This window comes from Streptomyces sp. bgisy130 (genome assembly GCF_057708345.1).
In genome coordinates this window covers 510,530-528,452 of record NZ_JBYISA010000002.1, presented here as the reverse complement: position 1 = coordinate 528,452, position 17,923 = coordinate 510,530, and the positions used below count along the sequence as shown (strand labels likewise).

At 68.9% G+C, this 17,923-nt stretch carries 21 protein-coding genes and 1 pseudogene; 13 read left to right on the top strand and 9 right to left on the bottom strand.

Annotation, left to right across the window (positions count from 1 at the left end; all coding sequences use genetic code 11):
* Positions 1 to 21: 21 nt before the first annotated feature.
* From AC3EUV_RS05045 to AC3EUV_RS05010, 8 genes and pseudogenes are all read left to right on the top strand, one after another.
* Entirely contained in the window at positions 22 to 1,332 is a 1,311-nt protein-coding gene (locus tag AC3EUV_RS05045) for a serine hydrolase domain-containing protein (protein WP_435602257.1), read from the top strand.
* A 208-nt stretch (positions 1,333 to 1,540) separates the two neighbouring features.
* Positions 1,541 to 1,918 (top strand): VOC family protein, encoded by a 378-nt coding sequence (locus AC3EUV_RS05040; RefSeq protein ID WP_435602256.1) that lies wholly within the window; start codon positions 1,541 to 1,543, stop codon positions 1,916 to 1,918.
* Positions 1,919 to 2,166: 248 nt separating this feature from the next.
* On the top strand, positions 2,167 to 2,331 hold the full coding sequence (locus tag AC3EUV_RS05035) for a hypothetical protein (RefSeq protein WP_432142223.1): 165 nt from the start codon (positions 2,167 to 2,169) through the stop codon (positions 2,329 to 2,331).
* Between the two features lie 158 nt (positions 2,332 to 2,489).
* Positions 2,490 to 3,230, top strand: coding sequence for a class I SAM-dependent DNA methyltransferase (locus AC3EUV_RS05030; protein WP_435602255.1), 741 nt, complete (start codon positions 2,490 to 2,492; stop codon positions 3,228 to 3,230).
* Between the two features lie 204 nt (positions 3,231 to 3,434).
* Positions 3,435 to 3,692: pseudogene (locus AC3EUV_RS05025) on the top strand (methylated-DNA--[protein]-cysteine S-methyltransferase); the annotation flags it as partial.
* 25 nt (positions 3,693 to 3,717) lie between these two features.
* Positions 3,718 to 4,278, top strand: coding sequence for a hypothetical protein (locus AC3EUV_RS05020; RefSeq protein ID WP_435602254.1), 561 nt, complete (start codon positions 3,718 to 3,720; stop codon positions 4,276 to 4,278).
* 175 nt (positions 4,279 to 4,453) lie between these two features.
* The gene (locus AC3EUV_RS05015) at positions 4,454 to 5,122 is read left to right on the top strand and encodes an alpha-ketoglutarate-dependent dioxygenase AlkB family protein (protein ID WP_488187954.1); all 669 of its coding nucleotides are present in this window, start codon (positions 4,454 to 4,456) and stop codon (positions 5,120 to 5,122) included.
* Between the two features lie 28 nt (positions 5,123 to 5,150).
* Positions 5,151 to 5,384, top strand: a complete 234-nt coding sequence (locus AC3EUV_RS05010; RefSeq protein ID WP_432142219.1) for a DUF2277 domain-containing protein — start codon at positions 5,151 to 5,153, stop codon at positions 5,382 to 5,384.
* A gap of 34 nt (positions 5,385 to 5,418) precedes the next feature.
* Here the strand turns inward: AC3EUV_RS05010 and AC3EUV_RS05005 are convergent, their stop codons facing one another.
* The 5 genes from AC3EUV_RS05005 to AC3EUV_RS04985 form a co-directional block, all read right to left on the bottom strand.
* Positions 5,419 to 6,306: an endonuclease/exonuclease/phosphatase family protein gene (locus AC3EUV_RS05005; protein ID WP_435602279.1), complete on the bottom strand. Its 888-nt coding sequence runs from the start codon at positions 6,304 to 6,306 to the stop codon at positions 5,419 to 5,421.
* Positions 6,307 to 6,655: 349 nt separating this feature from the next.
* Positions 6,656 to 7,273, bottom strand: a complete 618-nt coding sequence (locus AC3EUV_RS05000; RefSeq protein ID WP_432142288.1) for a flavin reductase family protein — start codon at positions 7,271 to 7,273, stop codon at positions 6,656 to 6,658.
* Positions 7,274 to 7,631: 358 nt separating this feature from the next.
* Positions 7,632 to 8,078 carry a cupin domain-containing protein gene (locus tag AC3EUV_RS04995; RefSeq protein WP_435602252.1) on the bottom strand — a complete coding sequence of 149 codons (447 nt, stop codon included), beginning with the start codon at positions 8,076 to 8,078 and terminating at the stop codon, positions 7,632 to 7,634.
* Positions 8,079 to 8,108: 30 nt separating this feature from the next.
* The gene (locus AC3EUV_RS04990; protein WP_435602251.1) at positions 8,109 to 8,840 is read right to left on the bottom strand and encodes an SDR family oxidoreductase; all 732 of its coding nucleotides are present in this window, start codon (positions 8,838 to 8,840) and stop codon (positions 8,109 to 8,111) included.
* A 329-nt stretch (positions 8,841 to 9,169) separates the two neighbouring features.
* A complete protein-coding gene (locus AC3EUV_RS04985; protein ID WP_435602250.1) occupies positions 9,170 to 9,649 on the bottom strand; it encodes a MarR family winged helix-turn-helix transcriptional regulator in 480 nt (159 codons plus the stop codon).
* 104 nt (positions 9,650 to 9,753) lie between these two features.
* Between AC3EUV_RS04985 and AC3EUV_RS04980 the strand changes: the two genes are divergently transcribed.
* Together AC3EUV_RS04980 and AC3EUV_RS04975 are read left to right on the top strand one after the other, a co-directional pair.
* Positions 9,754 to 10,635 (top strand): NmrA/HSCARG family protein, encoded by an 882-nt coding sequence (locus tag AC3EUV_RS04980; protein WP_435602249.1) that lies wholly within the window; start codon positions 9,754 to 9,756, stop codon positions 10,633 to 10,635.
* A 48-nt stretch (positions 10,636 to 10,683) separates the two neighbouring features.
* Entirely contained in the window at positions 10,684 to 11,109 is a 426-nt protein-coding gene (locus AC3EUV_RS04975; RefSeq protein WP_435602248.1) for a MarR family winged helix-turn-helix transcriptional regulator, read from the top strand.
* Positions 11,110 to 11,188: 79 nt separating this feature from the next.
* Here the strand turns inward: AC3EUV_RS04975 and AC3EUV_RS04970 are convergent, their stop codons facing one another.
* Positions 11,189 to 11,686, bottom strand: coding sequence for a carboxymuconolactone decarboxylase family protein (locus tag AC3EUV_RS04970; protein WP_432142213.1), 498 nt, complete (start codon positions 11,684 to 11,686; stop codon positions 11,189 to 11,191).
* A 132-nt stretch (positions 11,687 to 11,818) separates the two neighbouring features.
* Between AC3EUV_RS04970 and AC3EUV_RS04965 the strand changes: the two genes are divergently transcribed.
* Positions 11,819 to 11,983, top strand: coding sequence for a hypothetical protein (locus AC3EUV_RS04965; RefSeq protein ID WP_432142212.1), 165 nt, complete (start codon positions 11,819 to 11,821; stop codon positions 11,981 to 11,983).
* Between the two features lie 7 nt (positions 11,984 to 11,990).
* Here the strand turns inward: AC3EUV_RS04965 and AC3EUV_RS04960 are convergent, their stop codons facing one another.
* Positions 11,991 to 12,836 carry a calcium-binding protein gene (locus AC3EUV_RS04960; RefSeq protein WP_435602247.1) on the bottom strand — a complete coding sequence of 282 codons (846 nt, stop codon included), beginning with the start codon at positions 12,834 to 12,836 and terminating at the stop codon, positions 11,991 to 11,993.
* A 580-nt stretch (positions 12,837 to 13,416) separates the two neighbouring features.
* On the opposite strand from AC3EUV_RS04960, the gene AC3EUV_RS04955 reads away from it, so the two are divergent.
* Both AC3EUV_RS04955 and AC3EUV_RS04950 read left to right on the top strand, forming a co-directional pair.
* On the top strand, positions 13,417 to 14,973 hold the full coding sequence (locus AC3EUV_RS04955) for an FMN-binding glutamate synthase family protein (RefSeq protein ID WP_435602246.1): 1,557 nt from the start codon (positions 13,417 to 13,419) through the stop codon (positions 14,971 to 14,973).
* A gap of 120 nt (positions 14,974 to 15,093) precedes the next feature.
* Complete coding sequence (locus AC3EUV_RS04950) at positions 15,094 to 15,897, top strand: alpha/beta hydrolase family protein (RefSeq protein ID WP_432142209.1); 804 nt, start codon at positions 15,094 to 15,096, stop codon at positions 15,895 to 15,897.
* Positions 15,898 to 15,927: 30 nt separating this feature from the next.
* On the opposite strand, the gene AC3EUV_RS04945 is transcribed toward AC3EUV_RS04950, so the two are convergent.
* Together AC3EUV_RS04945 and AC3EUV_RS04940 are read right to left on the bottom strand one after the other, a co-directional pair.
* On the bottom strand, positions 15,928 to 16,773 hold the full coding sequence (locus AC3EUV_RS04945) for a tryptophan 2,3-dioxygenase (protein WP_432142208.1): 846 nt from the start codon (positions 16,771 to 16,773) through the stop codon (positions 15,928 to 15,930).
* A 64-nt stretch (positions 16,774 to 16,837) separates the two neighbouring features.
* Complete coding sequence (locus AC3EUV_RS04940) at positions 16,838 to 17,920, bottom strand: 2Fe-2S iron-sulfur cluster-binding protein (protein ID WP_435602245.1); 1,083 nt, start codon at positions 17,918 to 17,920, stop codon at positions 16,838 to 16,840.
* Positions 17,921 to 17,923: the final 3 nt, after the last annotated feature.

Here is a 17,923-nt window from a genome sequence, read left to right as displayed (position 1 = left end):
TGTTGAACTCCCGGAGAATCCATGCCTGTTACGACCCCTCGCCGGCGCCTGCGGCTGGCCGGCACTGCTGCTGCCGCCTTACTCACGCTGACGATTCCCACCACCGCCTCAGCCGCCACGGCGCCGACCACGGACTCAAGCAACGCCACCGCCGCCGGGACCGCTCACCGGTCCGGCATCGACCGGGCAGCCCTGAAAGCGACGCTCACGGCCTTCCATGACGCAGGGATGTACGGCGCTTACTCTGCGGTGCGGGACGGCGCCGCGGAATGGCAGGGCGCTTCGGGAGTCGCCGACGTCGACACCGGGCGCCCCACGACTCCACAGATGCGACACCGGATCGGCAGCATCACCAAGACCTTCACCGCGGTCGCCGTCCTCCAGGAAGTCAGCAAGGGACACATCGAGCTGGACGCTCCGATAGGCCGCTATCTGCCCGGCCTCGTTCCCGGGGAGCGCGGGCAGGCCATCACTGTCCGGATGCTGCTGAACCACACCAGCGGCATCGGCGACTATGCCGGGGCGATCTTCCCCACGGCGGACAGCATCGAAGCCAACCGCTTCCGCCAGTTCGATCCCCGGGAATTGGCCCGGCTGGGGCTGAAGGCCGAGCCGTTGGGTAAACCGGGCGAGGCTCATCACTACTCCAACACCAATTTCGTGCTCGCGGGTCTCCTGCTACAGAAGAGCACCGGAAAGTCTCCGGAGGCGTACATCACCGAGCACGTCATCCGGAAGGCAGGACTGCGGCACACATACTTTCCGCGATCGGCCTACCTCACCGGGCCGCACGCCAAGATGTACGAGGCCGCGTACGGCGGGTACAACCCACCGCGGGACTTCAGCGTCTACAACGCGTCCTGGGCCGGAACGGCGGGATCACTCGTCTCGACCATGCCCGATCTGAACCGCTTCTACCGTGCACTGCTGGGTGGTGAACTGCTCGCCCCGGCCCAGCTGCGGCAGATGAAGACCACGGTGCCCATCGAGGGCAGCCCGTTCCGCTACGGCCTGGGCCTGTTCACCCGGCACCTGCCCTGCGGAGAGTTCTGGGGACACAACGGCCTGGTGCTGGGAGCCATGACCTGGTCCATGTCCAGTGCGGACGGCCAACGGCAAATGTCGCTCGGTTTCAATTTGACGCGATATCAGAAGCTCGATGGGAACGGCATTCCCCAGACCGGCCCGATAGACACCGCCATGAACGCGCACGTCGCGCAGGCGTTGTGCGGTACCAGTGCCGGCCCGCCCCCGGGGGCGACCAACACGAACCCCTTCAACTCACTCCTGGTCGCTCCGCAGGAGCCTCCCCTCCCGGTACGCCACCCATGACCTTGCCCGGCCATTCGGATGGTGACGACGGGGTGCGCCCGTCCGCCCCGCTGCCGGCGGGGGGGCTCGGCACGTCACCCGATCGGGATCTCATCCTGGACAACGGCAGCCAGATCTTCGCCCGCCCTTCGCCCGATCTTTGCCCGTTCCGCGGGCCCGGTGGCGGAAATGGTGGACGGCGGGAGTGATGGGAGGCGTGGAACCGATGATGACTGAGCGACCTCGGATTTCGCTTGCGACCGTGGTCCTGGACTGCCCGGATGCGCATGCGCTTGCGGACTTCTACCGGCAACTTCTCGGCTGGGAAGTGAAATGCAGCGAACCGGACTGGGTCCTGCTCCGCTGCCCGGACGGCGGTACCGGGCTCTCGTTCCAGTCCGAGCCCGGGTATCAGGCCCCCGTGTGGCCCGAACGGCCCGAGCAGCAGCAGAAGATGCTCCATCTCGATCTCCGGGTCGACGATCTTGACGAGGCCGAGGCGTTTGCGGTCGCGGCGGGGGCACAGCGCGCCACGTTCCAGCCGCAGGACGATGTCCGGGTGTTCCTTGATCCGGCGGGGCACCCGTTCTGCCTCTTCCTGCACTGAGGGGCAGCGGTGTCGCGGCTTCGGTTCGTGCCGCCGGGCGACCGCGGAGCGTGTGGGAATGGACACATGGAGGCAGCGGAAATGGATCAGAGGGGCGACGGTCCGTGCTGGTCAGGAAGTTGAGGGACCGTCGGCGCGGCAGCGTGGGCAGCAGCTGCCGACCGCAGGCCGTTGCGCGCGGGGCCGCGTTGTCAGTGTCTGCCCCTAGCATTGCTCATATGTCCCCAACTCCTTCTGCCCCTACAGGTGTGCCCGTTCCTGCTTCCGAAGCCAACGAATCGATCCGGCGCTTTGTGCGCGCCCGGCGCGGGATGGCGTGGTCGGCTCAGGACATGGCGGAGTATGCGGTGCTGCTGGAGATATGGACGTTGGCGGTGCGCTCCGAGGTAGCGGAGGTTGTCGAGGCGGCCTAAGGGCTCCTAACGGCGTGACCTTCCAGGTGGTTGGATCACTCCAGGATTGATGCTCTCCCTGAAGCGTCTGTACCGGATCGCTCCGAACCGTGTGATCGGAACCGGTGGACGGTAAATCCGTCGACAGCGCCCCGCGGCATCCGACAGAGTGGCCGCCCGTGACGAGCAGTGAGCTGTGGACCAGCGCGACCGCCGACCGCTACGACGCCGAGGAGACCGAGATGTCCTCGACCGCTGTCCTCGGACCGACCCTTGCCTTCCTCGCCGAGCTTGCCGGAGCCGGCCGGGCACTGGAGTTCGCCATCGGGACCGGACGGGTGGGCGTCCCGCTCCGGGAACGCGGCGTGCCGGTAGTGGGCATTGAACTGTCCGAGCACATGGCAGCGGTGCTGCGGCACAAGATCGACGAGGACATGCTCCCGGTAGCCATGGGGGACATGGCTACCACCGTTGTTGCCGGCGAGTTCACCCTGGTCTATCTCGTCTACAACACGATCACGAACCTGCTCACGCAGGACGAGCAGGTCGAGTGCTTCCGCAACGCCGCACGTCATCTGGCGCCCGGCGGCCGATTCGTCATCGAGTTGGGCGTGCCGCCCCTGCGGTTCCTGCCGCCCGGCCAGGTTGCGGTGCCGTTCGACGTCTCTGAGCAGCATCTCGGCTTCGACACCTTCGACCTCGTCGAGCAGATTCTGGTCTCGCACCACTTCACCCGCGACGGCGACGACGGCCGCTACCGCCGCAGCGAGTCCCGACACCGGTATGCCTGGCCGGCAGAGCTCGATCTGATGGCACGGATCACTGGGCTCGAGCTGGAACGTCGTGTCGCGGACTGGGACGGGGCACCGTTCACCCAGGACTCCGCGAAGCACATCTCCGTGTGGCGCAAGCCAACTTGAGGTCGGCGGCGGCAGCACAGGCGGTTCCGGCTCGGGTTCCGGGTCGGCACCCAGGCGCAAGGAGTTGAGCGCCACCGTGAACAGCGTCCTCAAGTACCTGGCGCCCGGCAAGCTGACGGCGGCTCCGGACGCCGGTTCCGAGCAGGCAAACAACCGTGACGTCCGATTTCCGCCAGCCGAGGCGCCCCCGGCCCCGCAGACTCGAAGCGGGTCTGGCGAGCCCTGGAGGCGATTCCGTACGGCACCACAACCTCGTACGGGCGACTTGCCGACGTGCTCGGAGTGCCGCGGGGTGAGGTACGTGCCCTGGGTGCCGCGATCGGCGCGAACCCTCTGCTGATCGTGCGCCCGTGCCACCGCGTGATCGGGGCGGACGGCACGATGCGCGGCTACGCGGCGGGCGTCGAGGCCAAAATTGCGCTCCTCACGCACGAGGGCGCTCTCCAGCCCACCCTCATCTGAGACCGGCGCGCAGGTATCCCTCCCGATGACCTCACCGCTCATTCCCCCCGCCGAGGTGGCCGCCTATGGTGGCCTCCCCTCCCCCGCCCCGCACGCCGAGGCGGAACTCGCCGCGCTCCTCGCCCTGTTGACCGCGCCCCGTATGCGCATCGCGACGGTGGTCGTCGGGCACAGCAGGGACGTGGCGTCGCGCTCGTCCGCGGCGGCGTTCGCCGAAGCATGGCGCGCGGCCGGCCGGCAGCCGGTCCTCGCCATGGTCGACTGGCCGGAATCCGCCGCATCCTGGCTACGTGCGGCCCACCGCTTCACCGCCGGGGAACCGGACGCCTGGGTGGTGGCCGCCGCGCCCGTCGGCTGGGCCCAGATGAGCCGGCGGCTGCGGCACAGCACCGACTGGGACCCCGCCCGCACCTTCGGCTTTGCGGCTCTCGGTGACTCCCGTGTCCCCGCCCTGGCGGGCCCGGCAACGCTGCACGGCATGCGCGGCGCCACGGCGGACGGTGGCACCTGGGCCATCGACCGTGGTTGGGTCACCCAGCAGCTTCCGGCCCGTAGGACGCCGGTTCCTCCCCATGGCACGCTGTAGGCAGGTAGCGATGAGGCAGGAGCAGATGAGCACGCCACTTCCTGGCTTCGAGGGCTTCGCGGAGCCTGCGGGCGCCAGAGGACCTGGTCGGCCGGGTGTCTCCGGAGGTCGTGGAGGTTCGGACGGCACTGGTGGAGCGGGAGGTTCCGGCGAGTCCGGAGGACACCACTCCGTCCTGGCCGACCAGAGCCCCGCCCGTAACGGCAGCCGGCGAGAAGTCGCCCCCGGCGCCGTCCACGTCCCCGGCTGGCTGACCATGGCCCAGCAGCGCGAGCTGGTCACCGCGTGCCGTGGCTGGGCGCGCGGCCCGGCCCCGATCCGGCACACCAAGCTTCCGCGCGGCGGCGTGATGTCGGTCCAGACGGTGTGCATCGGCTGGCACTGGCAGCCGTACGCGTACACCCGCACCGCCGACGATGTGAACGGCGCCCGGGTGGCCGAATTCCCGCCTTGGATGGTCGAGTTGGGCCGCCGCGCGCTGGTCGAGGCGTATCAGGACCCCACTGCGGGTGATGGCTACACACCGGACACCGCGCTGATCAACTTCTACGACGACCAGGCGAAACTCGGTATGCATCAGGACAAGGAAGAACGCTCCGGCGCGCCGGTCGTCTCCCTCAGCATCGGGGACACCTGTGTCTTCCGGTTCGGCAACACCGAGACACGGACCAAGCCGTATACCGATGTCGAGCTGGCCTCCGGTGACCTCTTCGTCTTCGGCGGACCGTCCCGCTTCGCGTACCACGGCGTTCCCAAGGTCCGGCCGGGCACCGGCGACCCGGCGTCCGGTCTGGCCGACGGCCGCCTCAACATCACCATGCGGGTGACCGGACTCGGCGGCTGACACCGGCATCGCGAGGCACACTGGACTCATGTGCCGCAGCATCAAGACGCTCCGTCCGCCCACCACCCCCGAGGTCACCGACGAGGACATCCGGGCCGCGGCCTTGCAGTACGTCCGCAAGGTCTCCGGATTCCGCGCCCCGGCCGCCCACAACAGCGAGGTGTTCGACCAGGCCGTGGACGCCGTGGCCGCCGCGACCCAGGAACTTCTCGACGGTCTCCAGATCCGCGGCTCCGCAGCCCGACGGCCGACACACTCCTGAGCAGCGGCCACGGCTCCACGCCCCCTGCCCGCGATCACCAATCGAGCAGCGCCTGCACCGGTAGGTGATCGCTCGGAAACTGCCCGTGCGCGGAGTACGTATTGATCGTGGCGCGGCGCGTACGCACCCCCGGAGACGTGAGGATCCAATCGACGCGGTCCCCGTCCGGCACCAGGGGCCGGTAGCCGTGAAAGGTGGCGTACTGCCGGCTGCGCTCGGCGGCCGTGTCCCAGCTGTCGACGAGCGAACCGCCGTCGAGCAGCATCTCGTAAACGGAATTCTTGTGCGCGGCGACATTGAAGTCACCTGTGACGATTCGGGGCAGCGAAGGGTCCAGCCCACCCAGTCGTTCGTTGATCAGACCCGCGGAACGCTCACGCGAGTACTGATTCGCATGATCGAGATGCGTATTGAGGACATAGAACTCGCCGCCGACCCGCAGTTCCCGGAAGCGGACCCAGGTCACCATCCGGATGACGGTGTTTCCCCAGGTCGCCGAGCCGATCAGATACGGCGTATCGGACAGCCAGAAATGGTCGTACTCGACCGGCGCGAGCCGCCGGGCATCATAGAAAACGGCCGCGAACTCATCCTTGCTCCCGCCGCCCCGCCCGGTCCCCACCCAGGCGTAATGCGCTCCGAGATCCCCGCCGATATCGCGCAGCTGCCCGTACAGCCCTTCCTGCGTCCCGAGCAGATGCGGGGCCTCCTGCCGCAGCAAGGCCCGCACCACGGGCCGGCGCTCGGCCCAGGAGTGCGGCCGCACATCCGAGGCGTACCGCAGGTTGAAGGTCATCACCCGCAGCCCCTGCCGACCGTCGGCGGCGTACGCGGTCCCCGGCCCGCACACCGCCGCCACCGGCCCGGCGACAGCCGCCGCAGCCACCACTCGAAAGGAAAACCGCCGACTGACCGATGCCATCGCTCCACCGGAACCAGATCTCGGGAGACCAGTCGCCAGGGAACCAGAGAAATCACTGGAAACGGATGAAGCTTTCCACCCGGGAACGAGAGCAGTCACAGCAACTCCAGTCATCCGTCGCACAGGCAGACACCGGCCCTGAGACCGACACGGGTGCCCGCACCGGAGCCGGAACCGGAACTGGCACCACCGTCGCAACAACAACCATCATGCGAAAGTCTCGAACCCCGTCATAGGCGATAAGTTGCCTACGGATAAACCGACGTGGAACGCCCACGAAACCGGGGCGATTCCTTCCCCCGGGCCCCCTCCCTCCCCGTCTCCCTCCCCCTCCCCGTCTTCCCCTCCCCTACCGATCGCCCGCCGGCCCCTGCCAGTCCGCGTGACGGATGCGGGAGATCTCCCGGACGTCGCCGACCGTCCCCCACTCGTCCTTCCCGAGCCGCGACAGGGGCTTCATCCTGGAGATTTCCGGGTGCCCGTCGACCAGCACCTCCTGCGACACGACCGCGTGCACCACGCGCCCGAACACCACGGTCGCGTCGCCGATTCCCAGCGTGGTGTGCACCTCGCACTCCAACGCCACCGGCGAGCCCGCCACCCGCGGCGGCTTGACCCGCAGACTCGGCTCGGAAGCGATCCCGGCCGCCTCGAATTCACTCACCCCGTGCGGGAATTCCGTACCCGTGTCATTGATCTGCTCAAAGAGCCCCTCCGGCGCGAGGTTCACCACGAATTGTCCGGTCGCCTCCACGTTCCGCAGGGTGTCCTTGCGTCCAACGGAACTGAACTGCACCACGGGCGGCGCGACGCTGGCGATCGTAAAGAAGGAGTGCGGTGCCAGGTTGTGTGTTCCGTCCGCCGATGTGGTGGACACCCAGGCGATGGGCCGCGGCACCACGGTGGCGGTCAGCAGCCGGTAGAACTCGTTGCGGGACATGGCAGCGGGATCAAAGTCGGTACGCATGGTGATCAGTATCCAGGTGTGCGGCCGCAGACCGTACAGCGGATCCACGGCATCACCAAACCCCTGACTTCGGCGGAAAGTGCCCGGTATCGGAGCCACCGAGCGCCAGGAGCCGACACCGTGCCCACAGCAGCCCCCACCGTCTGGGAGGACTTCGAGGTCCCCCCATGCCCGCGGCGGCCAAGTCACCCTCTCCGTGGCGTTCGAGGTCGAGTTGGCCTTTGAAGGTGTCGTTCACCGACTCGATGAGCTGCCGGAGCGGACCCAGACGCCCCGACCGGCTGTGCGGGCATGCCGAAACGCCCAGAACCGATCATGGTCCCGGGCGTTTCGGCATGCGGATCCGGCCTCAGCGGGTTCAGGTGCCTGGACGGGGAGCTCGCAGGTGTGCACGACGGGCCAGCTCTTCATCGTCGACCAGGGTGAGCCTGGGCTGACCCGGTGCGCACATCATGGTGACGAGGAAGCGGCTCCGGGAGTCCCAGCGGTTGTTGCCGTCCTGGTAGTGGATGACATCGCCGCCCGGCTCCCAGAAGGTCTCCCCGGCCTTGATCACCCGCTCCGGTTCGCCTTCCAGCTCGAAGAGCGTCTCGCCCTCCAGCATGTAGCCGAAAGCGGGTCCCGAGTGCCGGTGCGGCGGGGTGCCGGGATCGCCGGGAGGAAACTCGACGACAACCGTCATCGCCTCCACCTCCTCCGGAACGGACGGCGGCTTCACCGACTGCAGCACAGTGAGCGCCGTCTTCCAGGCTTCCGAGCGCGGTGGGCTCTCAGCGCTGTCTGCTGCCGGCTCGTCGTTCGACATGGTGCGGCCTCCAGTGGCGGGCCGGCTGGTTCAGGAGAGCCAGTCGCTGTAGTGGGTGGGGGCGATACGGGCGTCGCCCTTGGCGATCAGAGCGTCGCCCTGAACGACGGCGAACATGCCGGCGGAGTCGTCGGTGACGACCGTGCGGCCGTCGGGACGGGCATCGAGGGTGATCCGGCCGAGTTCGTCGAGGGGGAGGACGTCGGGCCCGGCGACGTCGAGGGCGCCGTTCAAAGGGGTCCCGGCAGCGACTTCGGCGACCGCGTCGGAGATGTCCTGGGCGGCGATCGGCTGGAGCAGGGTGGTGGGCAGGCGGACGGTGTCGCCCTCGGTGGTCCAGGACAGGATCGCGTCCATGAACTCCATGAACTGGGTGGCGTGGACGATCGAGTAGGGGATCGGCCCGGCCTTGAGGATGTCTTCCTGGAGGACCTTGGCCCGGTAGTAGTCGAGGTCGGGTACCTGATCCGCGCCGACGATCGAGAGGATGACGACATGGCCCACCCCGCCCTTCTGGGCGGCGGCCAGCAGGTTGTCCATCGAGGTCTGGAAGAAGGCCGGTGAGGCGTCGTCGAAGGTCGGGGAGTTCGTCAGATTCACGACGACGTCGGCGCCGGCCACCGCCTCCGCCAGACCCTGCCCTGTGATCACGTCGACACCTGTGGACTGCGAGTGTGGCACGGCCTCGTGCCCGGCCGTGTTCAGCTTCTTCACGACCCGGGACCCGATCAGGCCGGTACCGCCGATGACTGCGAACTTCATGGGCCACCTTTCGTCGCGCACCGACACGTCATGCGTCCAGATTGCGACGATGCGGTACGCGGCGCACGCGGACCATCCGCTCCTGCGCGATCCCGGTGGCGCCGCGGGCAGCGGGCCGATGTCGGCCGGGCAGTCCGCGAGGGGCTCGGGCGTTGCGTGCCCCGAGGTCTACCGCACCAGATCTTCCGGTACACCGCGCGGTAGCCGGGCGGGTCCCAGGTCGTCGCGCCGCGGCTGTCGGCGGCGGTGGCGATGTGCTGGCGGGACACCATACTCCGGGGCCCGCCCGGGCAGCGGAACCATGACTCGGTGGGGTGCCGCCGAGGGGCTCAGTCCGGCTTCGGCAGGGACCGCAGGCGTTGCATCTGGGCGTGGCTGAGGTCGTACGCCCGGCGCATGTGACGGGCGATCACCTCTAGCTCGTCCTCGGTGTGGTCGTTGAGCAGCGACTGCCAGGCGGGGCCGAGGTCGTCCCACACCGCGGTGACGCGGGCGATGCGATCGGGCATCGGCGTGACCAGCACCCGGCGCCGATCCTGCTGGTCGGGCGCGCGGACCACATAGCCGCCGCGTTCCAGCCGGTCCACCAGCCGTGTGGCCGACCCCGTGGTCAGACCCGTCATCTCGGCGATCTGTTTCACCGTGCGCGGCCCGGGGTGGGCGGTCAGCAGGCTCAGGCACTGCACGTCAGTCGGATGCAGCCCGAGATGATCGGCGACGGCCTGATTGAACAGCACATATGCCGCCAGGTAGCGGCGCGACTCCCTCGACAGCTCCTCGGACAGCCGAGCCCGGCGTGAGCCTGTCACCTGGATCACACTCCAAATCGCTGCGCGACACAGCAGTTTCTCGTAGTCTTCGCTGCGTGACGCAGTAAATGCGCCGCGCATCGATACTACCTGCTGGGGGAACCATGCTCACCGTCGCCGTCACCGGAGCCACCGGAGCCCAGGGCGGAGCCACCGCCCGAGCCTTGCTCTCCGCTGGGCACCACGTGCGCGCGCTCACCCGCTACCCCGACTCACTCGCCGCCGAGGTCCTCCGCGGCCTCGGAGCCGAGGTGCTCCGAGCCGACTTCGACGACCACACCTCCCTCCGCGCCGCCCTGGCCGGGACGGACTCCCTCTTCGCGGTCACCACGCCGTTCGGCACCGACACCACCGCCGAAACCCGGCAGGGCAAGGCCCTCGTCGACGCCGCAGCAGCCGCCCGCCTCGGGCACATCGTCCTCACCTCCGCCGCGCACGCCGACCGCGGCACCGCGGTCCCGCACTACGAGAGCAAGTACCTGGTCGAGCAATACCTCTGTGCAGCCGACGTTCCCTGGACCGTGATCGCCCCGGCGGCATTCATGGACAACTACACCAGCGACTGGACCCTCGACGGGCTGCGCGACAACACCTTCGCCTGGCCCATGCCTGCCGACCGGCCCCTCACGCTCATCCCCGCCACCGACATCGGCGCATTCGCGGCGCTGGCCCTCCAGCGCCGCGACGAGTTCACCGGCCGCCGCATCGACATCGCCTCCGACGAATGCACCCCCAGGTGGATTGCCGAGACCCTCGCGATGGTCACCGACCGGCCGATCGCCCACCAAGAGGTCCCGCTGGCCCAAGTCCGTACCCGATCCGCCGACTTGGCCGCCATGTTCGAGTACTTCACCACCGTCGGTCTCGATGTCGACGTCGCCGGACTGCGACGCGACTACCCCGAAGTCGGCTGGCACAGCTTCGCCGACTGGGCCGCCGGCCAGGAGTGGCCCGCTCTCCTGACCCCTGCCCCGGCGAATCAGTGAGATCCCCATACAAGGCACACTTCAGCCCTCGCCCCTAGGAGCATCATCGTGAAGCCCATCGGCTACTGGCTCAACCGCACGGACCAAGCCCTCACCCGCCAGATGAACGACATGCTGGACGGGGTCGGGCTCACCCGGATCGCCTGGCAGGTCCTCAACGTCATCCAGGACACGCCTCGGGTCGCCGACACGGAAGTACGGGCCACTCTCTCCGCCAACGCCGACATCCCCACACTGACCGCCGCCATTGACGCCGTGCTCGTCGAGGGCTGGGCGACCCGTCCCGCACCGAACCGGCTCTCCCTCACCCCTGAAGGCAGTCAGCGCCTGGCCCACGTCGCCGAGCGCGTCGACATGTTCCGCAAACGCGCCACGGCCGGCATCTCCCAGGACGAGTACGGCACGGCCGTCCGCGTCCTCGGACGCATGACCCGCAACCTCGAAGCGCCGACGGACGCCGTCCGCGGGCAATGAGCCATCGCGGATGGCCAACTCGCCGCTGCGAGCGGCAACTTGACAATATCTCGGGCGGCCCCTGTAACTGACCGAAAGGTCAGTCCCACTGCTCGTCCGCGAGGGAGCTGACCGGCTGCGGCTTGCCGATGACTGCCAGGGCTATGAAGAAGTTGATCTGGCCGATCGCGATGGTCAGGGTGGCCAGGGCCTTCTCGTCGTAGTGCTTCGCCACCTCGGCGTACAGCTCGTCGGAGACGCGTTCCCTGCCGTGCGGGGCGGGCTGGAGGGTGGCCTCCACCAAGGCGAGGGCGGCGCGCTCGGCGTCGGTGAAGTACGGGGCGTCCTGCCAGGAGGAGACTGCGGTGATGCGCTCCTCGGACTCCCCGGCCTTGCGCAGGAAGCCGGTGTTCAGGATCGTCAGGTAGGTGTTGCCGACGATCTGCCCGGCACGCAGGTGGACGAGGTTCATCGTGGTGCGCGGCACCGAGTGGTTGCCCGTGGCCCGGAAGAGGGCGGCGCTGATGTCGTTCAACTCGGGCACGAACTCGGCCGGGTTGGGCATCCGGGAGATGGAGGTCTGCGTGGTGTTCGTCATGGCTGCTCTCCTTCGCTTCGGCCTGTTTGGCGTCTTCACAGCACTGACGGATCGGCGCACGCAGATGTGACGGGAATCCGGAAAAGTTCTCTGCACTCTCTGGCCCTGGTGAGAACCTTGTTCTCCCGGGCCGTGCCTACTGAGCTGGAAGGCGCGATGTCGAACGGGCTGACCGGTGCCGTGGCGTGCGGGGCGGTCGTCGCCGTGCTGCTTCTGGGGTTCGCGTTGCGGGAAACGGCGGTGGTGCGGCGGCTGCGGCTCAAGACGATCACCGAGCGCAGCCGCCCCAGGACGTAGGAAACACTCATTCCTGGTGCAGCTCGTTGCGGCCGGGCCCGCCGGAGAGTCTGTCGGTGCCCGGGCCGCCCCACAGGACATCGTCGCCGCTGTTGCCCCACAGCGTGTCGTTACCCGCCTCGCCGTACAGCTTGTCATTGCCCTTGCCGCCGTAGAGAACGTCGGCGCCGCCCTGGCCGTGCAGGACATCGTTGCCGTCGTCGCCGTGCAGGTTGTTCTCCTCGCCGGTACCGGTCAGGGAGTCGTTTCCGGCTTCGCCGAAGCAGTCCTGTCCGCAGTGGGTGAGGGTGTCGTTGCCAGAGCCACCGTAGGAGCCGAAGCCGAACGGGCCGCCGCCGCCGTCGAGGCGGTCGTCGCCGTCGTCGCCGTGGAGCATGGCGGACACGGACCCCTTGAGGACATCGTTGCCCTTGCCGCCGTAGACCCCGGCCCATGCGTCGCTGTCCGGTTCGAGTGTCGCGGTGTCGTCCTTGTCGCCGAGGTCGACGTCGTAGCTGTCCGAGTCATCCGAGTTCTGCGGGATCTCGACCGCGCAGCGCACCACGGTGCGATCGCCCCGCGTGGGGTACGTGCACTCATCCGCGCTCGCCGCACTCGCGTCGATGGCGACGTCGTACCGGTCGTGGAAGGTCAGGACATAATACGACTCAAACTCCCCGCGGTGTTCGATCTCTTCGCCGACGGTCAGCTTGTTCTGTTGACCGGGGGCGGCCTTGTACCAGAGCTCGCCGTCCTCGTGGACGACGGTGGCCGCGGCCCTCGGGACTGCCTGGGCGGCCGACGCCGCGAGGGCGGTTGCGCCGAGGGAGAGGGCAAAGGCAGCGGTAGCAGCGATGGCGTTGTAGGTGCGCATGCGGAAGTGGCCCTTCGGGATGTCAGTGCGCCGGGGTGCAGGTGGTCACTGGGTTAGACCGGGTGTCCGAGAACGGAGTTGTGCCATCGCTCATGAACAACAGCGGATCGGGCAGTGGCCGGGACGTGGACAGCTCCGCGGGGACGATAGGTCGTGAGGGCGTACGCGGCCCGATAGGCGGTGAGGGTTGCTGGCGCGTACCCGAGCTCGTGGGCGAAGAGCCTGGTGAGTTCCGCAGTGTGCTCCTCGGCGTGCGGCCCGTACATGTCCCAGACGCATCGGGTCTCCCGGCAGCTCGCGCTCGTACGTCACCAGGACGCCTTTGTGGTCCAAGTCGGTACGCATGGTGATCAGTATCCAGGAGGCGGTCGCGGACCCCATAGCCTGATCCGACGCGCCTGGACCACCCGCCGCTGGGAAGACCACCCCGCCCGCGACCCTCTTTCCGGGTGAGCCCCTAGGATCGCTTGGCGTTCTCCGACGAACGCTGACGACCGCTGGGTCGTGCCTGCCGTCCGACGTCCGGCACGACGGCTCCATCGCATGGCAATGGAGTCGAGCATCGAGGAGAGGAACGTTCATGCGCGCCCGGAGCATCGCCACGGCCACCGCAACAGCATTGGCACTGGTGGCCGCTCGTGACCTTGTCCAGAAGAAGCACGCATTGCTCCGGAACTTCCCTGTGCTCGGGCACGCCCGGTACCTGTTGGAGACGATCGGGCCGGAGCTGCGGCAGTACATAGTGACCTCCAACGACGAGGAGCGCCCGTTCAGCCGTGACCAGCGCACCTGGATCTACGCGTCGGCGAAGGGGGAGAACAACTACTTCGGGTTCGGAACCGACAATGACGTCGAGCACATGCAGGGGCACGCGTACCTGAAGCAGCGCACGTTCGCCGGCGCGTTGCCCGACCTGCACGACCCGCAGGCCCTGCTGCCGTCGGCCAAGGTGCTGGGCGGGCCGCGCGGGCGCGCCAAGGCGTTCCGGCCGGCGAGCGTGGTGAACATCTCGGCGATGAGCTTCGGGTCGCTCTCCGGCGCGGCGATCACGGCGCTCAACAAGGGGGCGGCGCTGGCGGGCACCCTGCACAACACGGGTGAGGGAGGTCTCTCGCCGCACCACCGCAACGGCGGCGACCTCGTCCTTCAGATCGGTACGTCCTATTTCGGCTGCCGCAACGAGGACGGCAGCTTCAACATCGACAAGCTCAAGGATGTGGTCGCCGGCGCCCCGGTCAAGGCGATAGAGATCAAGCTCTCCCAGGGTGCCAAGCCGGGACTGGGCGGAATGCTGCCGGGCGCGAAGGTGACACCGGAAATCGCCGAGATCCGCGGCATCCCGCTCGGCGAGGACTGTGCTTCCCCGTCGCGGCACACCGCGTTCGGCGACGTCGACTCGATGCTCGACTTCGTCGAACTGCTCGCCACCGAGACCGGCCTGCCGGTCGGGATCAAGAGCGCGGTGGGCGAGATGGAGTTCTGGCAGGAGCTGGCCACGCTGATGGCGCGTGGTGACCGTGGTGTCGACTTCGTGACCATCGACGGCGGCGAGGGCGGCACCGGGGCGGCGCCGCTCACCTTCTCCGACTCGGTTTCGCTGCCCTTCCGGATGGGCTTCTCCCGGGTCTACGGCGCCTTCGCCGAGCGGGGGCTGACCGACGACCTGACGTTCATCGCCTCCGGCAAGCTCGGCCTGCCCGAGAACGCCGCGGTCGCCTTCGCTCTGGGGGCCGACATGATCAACGTGGCCCGTGAGGCGATGCTGTCGATCGGCTGCATCCAGGCGCAGAAGTGCCACACCGACAAGTGCCCCACCGGCATCGCCACCCAGAGCCCGTGGCTGGCCCGCGGCCTCGACCCGGCCTCGAAGGCCACCCGGGCCGCCGTCTACCTGCGGACCCTCCGCAAGGAGCTGATGAAGATCTCGGCGGCCGTCGGTGTCGCCCACCCGGCGCTCATCACGGCCACGGACATCGAGATCATGAACGGCGACTACGAGGCCCGCACCCTGGCCGGCGTCTACGGCTACAAGAACGGCTGGGGCGAGCTCGGCCCGCACCTCGCCAAGGAGATCACCGCACTGCTCACCACCGAGCAGTCCTCCGAGCAGTCCTCTGACCAGAAGCCGACCGCCTGACGCCGATCACGGCAGGCACCGCGCTCGCCGCTCCCCTGCCCGGAGCGCGCGCGGGGCGCCGGTCAGTGGCACTCTTGTCTTCCCTGCTCCACGAACAGCCCCTGCCTAGGTGATCAGAACATGAGCGAAAAAGTGAGATTCCCGAGCGTCGTCGGCCCCGAACTGGCCGGCGCGATCGACCTGCCGGACGGCGAGATCCGCGGCTGGGGGATCTTCGTGCACGGATTCACCCTCGGCAAGGGCTCGCCGGCCGCCTCGCGCGTCAGCAAGCAGCTGGCCCGCGAGGGGATCGGCATGCTGCGCTTCGACAACCTCGGGATCGGGGACTCCGACGGCGACTGGGGGGATGGTTCCTTCACCGTCAAGGTCCAGGACACGATCCGTGCCGCAGCCATGATGGCGGAGCGGGGGACTCCGGCAGACCTGCTGGTGGGGCACTCGTGGGGAGGCGCCGCCGTCCTCGCCGCGGCGGCCGAGGCAACCGGCGTCCGCGCGGTCGCCACGATCGGGGCGCCGGTCGATCCCAGCCACGTCGAGCGACAGTACGACGCGGTCGTGGATCGCGTGCTCAGCGATGGGTCGCACGAGTGGTTCGTCGGCGGGCGGACCCTGGTCCTCAAGCGCGCCTTCGTCGAAGACGTCCGCCGTGCTCACCTGCGGGACCGGATCGGCGAGCTGGACCTGCCCCTACTCGTCCTGCATTCGCCGACCGACAACACCGTCGACATCGACAACGCCGGAGAGATCTTCCGCGAGGCACGACACCCGCGAAGCTTCGTCTCACTCGAAGGGGCGGACCATTTCCTGACCGCCCGAGGACAAGCACAGCGAGCCGCCCGCATCATCAGTGCCTGGGCCGACCAGTACGTCCACGGACCGCGGCCCGCCGGAGACACATCTCAGGTGAAGGGCTCGCTCGGATAGGCAGGGATTCCCCGGCGCGCTTTCGCGCCCCTAGACAAGGCTGCGGGCGCTCCAGAGTTCGGGGAAGACGGGGCGGGCGGCGCGCTGTTCCAGCCAGTGCAGGCCCGAGGAGCCGCCGCTGCCCGTCTTGGCGCCCATCGCGCGGCGCACCACCAGCACATGGTCGGTGCGCCAGCGCTGGACCAGTTCGGCGAGGTCGGTGAGGGCTTCGCCCAGGGCCGGCAACGGGTCGTGCCGGGGGCCGGCGTAGATCCGTCGCCAGGTCTCCTCGACGCCGGGGTCGGGTTCGTACGGCGTGGCCGGGGGGCGTTCCAGGACGTGTGCGGGGACGGGGAGGCCCTGGCGGTGCAGGTAGGCCAACACCGCGTCGTAGAGGGATGGTTGGGTGAGTGAATCGCACAGCTCCGCGTGGACCGCCGAGTGGCCGCGGTGCGGGCGGGTCATCGCCTCGGACTTGTCGCCGAGCAGGAACTCCAGGTGCCGGTACATCACCGACTGGAATCCGGATGCCCGGCCGAACGCGGCCCGGAAGCCGTTGAATTGACGTGGAGTCAGCTCTGCTATCGGTGCCCATGAGGCATTGAGTGCGCGGTGGGCACGGAGACTGCGGCGCAGGGCGTCCATCGCCGCGTCGTAGTCGTCCTTCCGCAGCGCATCGCGGGCGGTGCGCCCCTCGTGGACGAGCAGAGTGAACCAGAGTTCCATCACCTGGGTGGTGACCAGGAACGGCATCTCCTCCGGTGCGTCGGTCAGGGGCTGTTGCAGGGAGGACAGCACGGAGGCGTGGATGTAGTTCTCGTAGGGGGACGGTCCCTCGAACGGCAGGAGGGCATCGTCTTCCGGCAGGGTGGTGGGTTCGGGAGTGGGGTGGGGCATGGGGTTTCACCCTTGTTCGGGGACATGGCGGGAGCCCGGGGGCCGGGCAGGGGGCGGACGCGGTTCAGGCGTCGAAGTCGAGGGCGACCTCGTCCGAGGCGGGCTGCGCACGGCAGGCCAGGGTGTAGCCGGCGGCGAGTTCCGCCGCACCGAGGGCGTATTGGCGGCCCAGGGTGACCCGGCCCGTGGTCACCCGGGCGCGGCAGGAACCGCACAGACCGTCGCGGCAGGAGTACGGGGTCTCGGGCCGGGCCCGCAGTACCGCGTCGAGCAGCACCCGGTCCTCGGCCGCCATGGCGGTCACGGTCGTCCGGCCGCCGAGCCGCGCGGTGATCCGGCCGGGCCGGGGCCGGTCCGGCGGCGCGGCCCGGTCATGGGCCTGCTCGCCCGTGGTGAACAGCTCAAGGCGCACCCGGTCCGGGTGGGTGCCCCACTCGGTGAGCGTGCGGCGGGCCGAGTCGACCAGCGCCCAGGGCCCGCACAGGTAGAAGTACGCCTCCCCGCCTGGCTCGGCGCCCAGGAGCGTCAGCAGCTTGGGCAGCCGGTGGGCGTCGAGGTGCCCCGAGAGCAGTGCGGACTCCCGCGTTTCCCGGGAGAGCACATGCAGCGCGAAGAACCGTGCGGGGTACGCGTCCTTGAGGTCGGCCAGTTCGTCCGCGAGCAGCACCGAGCCGGAGTCCCGGTTGGCGCAGATCAGGGAGACCCGGCAGGCGGCGTCCTCCCGCAGGGCTGCCGCCGCCATGGTGAGCAGCGGGGTGATTCCGCTGCCACCCGCGATCAGCACATGGTGTGCTCCCGGGCGCGCCGCGAGCTGGAACTCGCCTGTGGGAGGCCCGAGTTCGAGGGTGTCCCCCACGGTCAGCGCGGTCGTGGCGTACTCCGCGAAGCCGCCGGACCCCAGGCGCTTGACCACCAGGCGCAGGCCGGAACGCGACCGGGGCGGCAGGCATACCGAGTAACTGCGCCGCAGTTCCCGCCCGTTCAGTACATGGCGGACGGTCACATGCTGTCCCGCCCGGAGGGCGAAGGTGTCGGCGAGCGGGGGTGGGACGTGCAGAGTGAGGGCGACCGCGTCGTCGGTCAGGTGGGTCACGTCGGTCACCGGCAGGCGGTACCAGCCCGCCGCCCGTCGCTTCACATCCGTCATGCC

What these genes read in the sequence shown, in the direction of transcription:
- AC3EUV_RS05045 (WP_435602257.1), top strand. Translation starts at nt 22, where the DNA reads ATGCCTGTTACGACCCCTCGCCGGCGCCTGCGGCTGGCCGGCACTGCT.
- AC3EUV_RS05005 (WP_435602279.1), bottom strand. Translation starts at nt 6,306, where the DNA reads ATGGCATCGGTCAGTCGGCGGTTTTCCTTTCGAGTGGTGGCTGCGGCG.
- AC3EUV_RS04990 (WP_435602251.1), bottom strand. Translation starts at nt 8,840, where the DNA reads ATGAAGTTCGCAGTCATCGGCGGTACCGGCCTGATCGGGTCCCGGGTC.
- AC3EUV_RS04955 (WP_435602246.1), top strand. Translation starts at nt 13,417, where the DNA reads ATGCGCGCCCGGAGCATCGCCACGGCCACCGCAACAGCATTGGCACTG.
- AC3EUV_RS05020 (WP_435602254.1), top strand. Translation starts at nt 3,718, where the DNA reads ATGACCTCACCGCTCATTCCCCCCGCCGAGGTGGCCGCCTATGGTGGC.
- AC3EUV_RS04980 (WP_435602249.1), top strand. Translation starts at nt 9,754, where the DNA reads ATGCTCACCGTCGCCGTCACCGGAGCCACCGGAGCCCAGGGCGGAGCC.
- AC3EUV_RS05010 (WP_432142219.1), top strand. Translation starts at nt 5,151, where the DNA reads ATGTGCCGCAGCATCAAGACGCTCCGTCCGCCCACCACCCCCGAGGTC.
- AC3EUV_RS04970 (WP_432142213.1), bottom strand. Translation starts at nt 11,686, where the DNA reads ATGACGAACACCACGCAGACCTCCATCTCCCGGATGCCCAACCCGGCC.
- AC3EUV_RS04950 (WP_432142209.1), top strand. Translation starts at nt 15,094, where the DNA reads ATGAGCGAAAAAGTGAGATTCCCGAGCGTCGTCGGCCCCGAACTGGCC.
- AC3EUV_RS04940 (WP_435602245.1), bottom strand. Translation starts at nt 17,920, where the DNA reads ATGACGGATGTGAAGCGACGGGCGGCGGGCTGGTACCGCCTGCCGGTG.
- AC3EUV_RS04995 (WP_435602252.1), bottom strand. Translation starts at nt 8,078, where the DNA reads ATGTCGAACGACGAGCCGGCAGCAGACAGCGCTGAGAGCCCACCGCGC.
- AC3EUV_RS05000 (WP_432142288.1), bottom strand. Translation starts at nt 7,273, where the DNA reads ATGCGTACCGACTTTGATCCCGCTGCCATGTCCCGCAACGAGTTCTAC.
- AC3EUV_RS05040 (WP_435602256.1), top strand. Translation starts at nt 1,541, where the DNA reads ATGACTGAGCGACCTCGGATTTCGCTTGCGACCGTGGTCCTGGACTGC.
- AC3EUV_RS04960 (WP_435602247.1), bottom strand. Translation starts at nt 12,836, where the DNA reads ATGCGCACCTACAACGCCATCGCTGCTACCGCTGCCTTTGCCCTCTCC.
- AC3EUV_RS04945 (WP_432142208.1), bottom strand. Translation starts at nt 16,773, where the DNA reads ATGCCCCACCCCACTCCCGAACCCACCACCCTGCCGGAAGACGATGCC.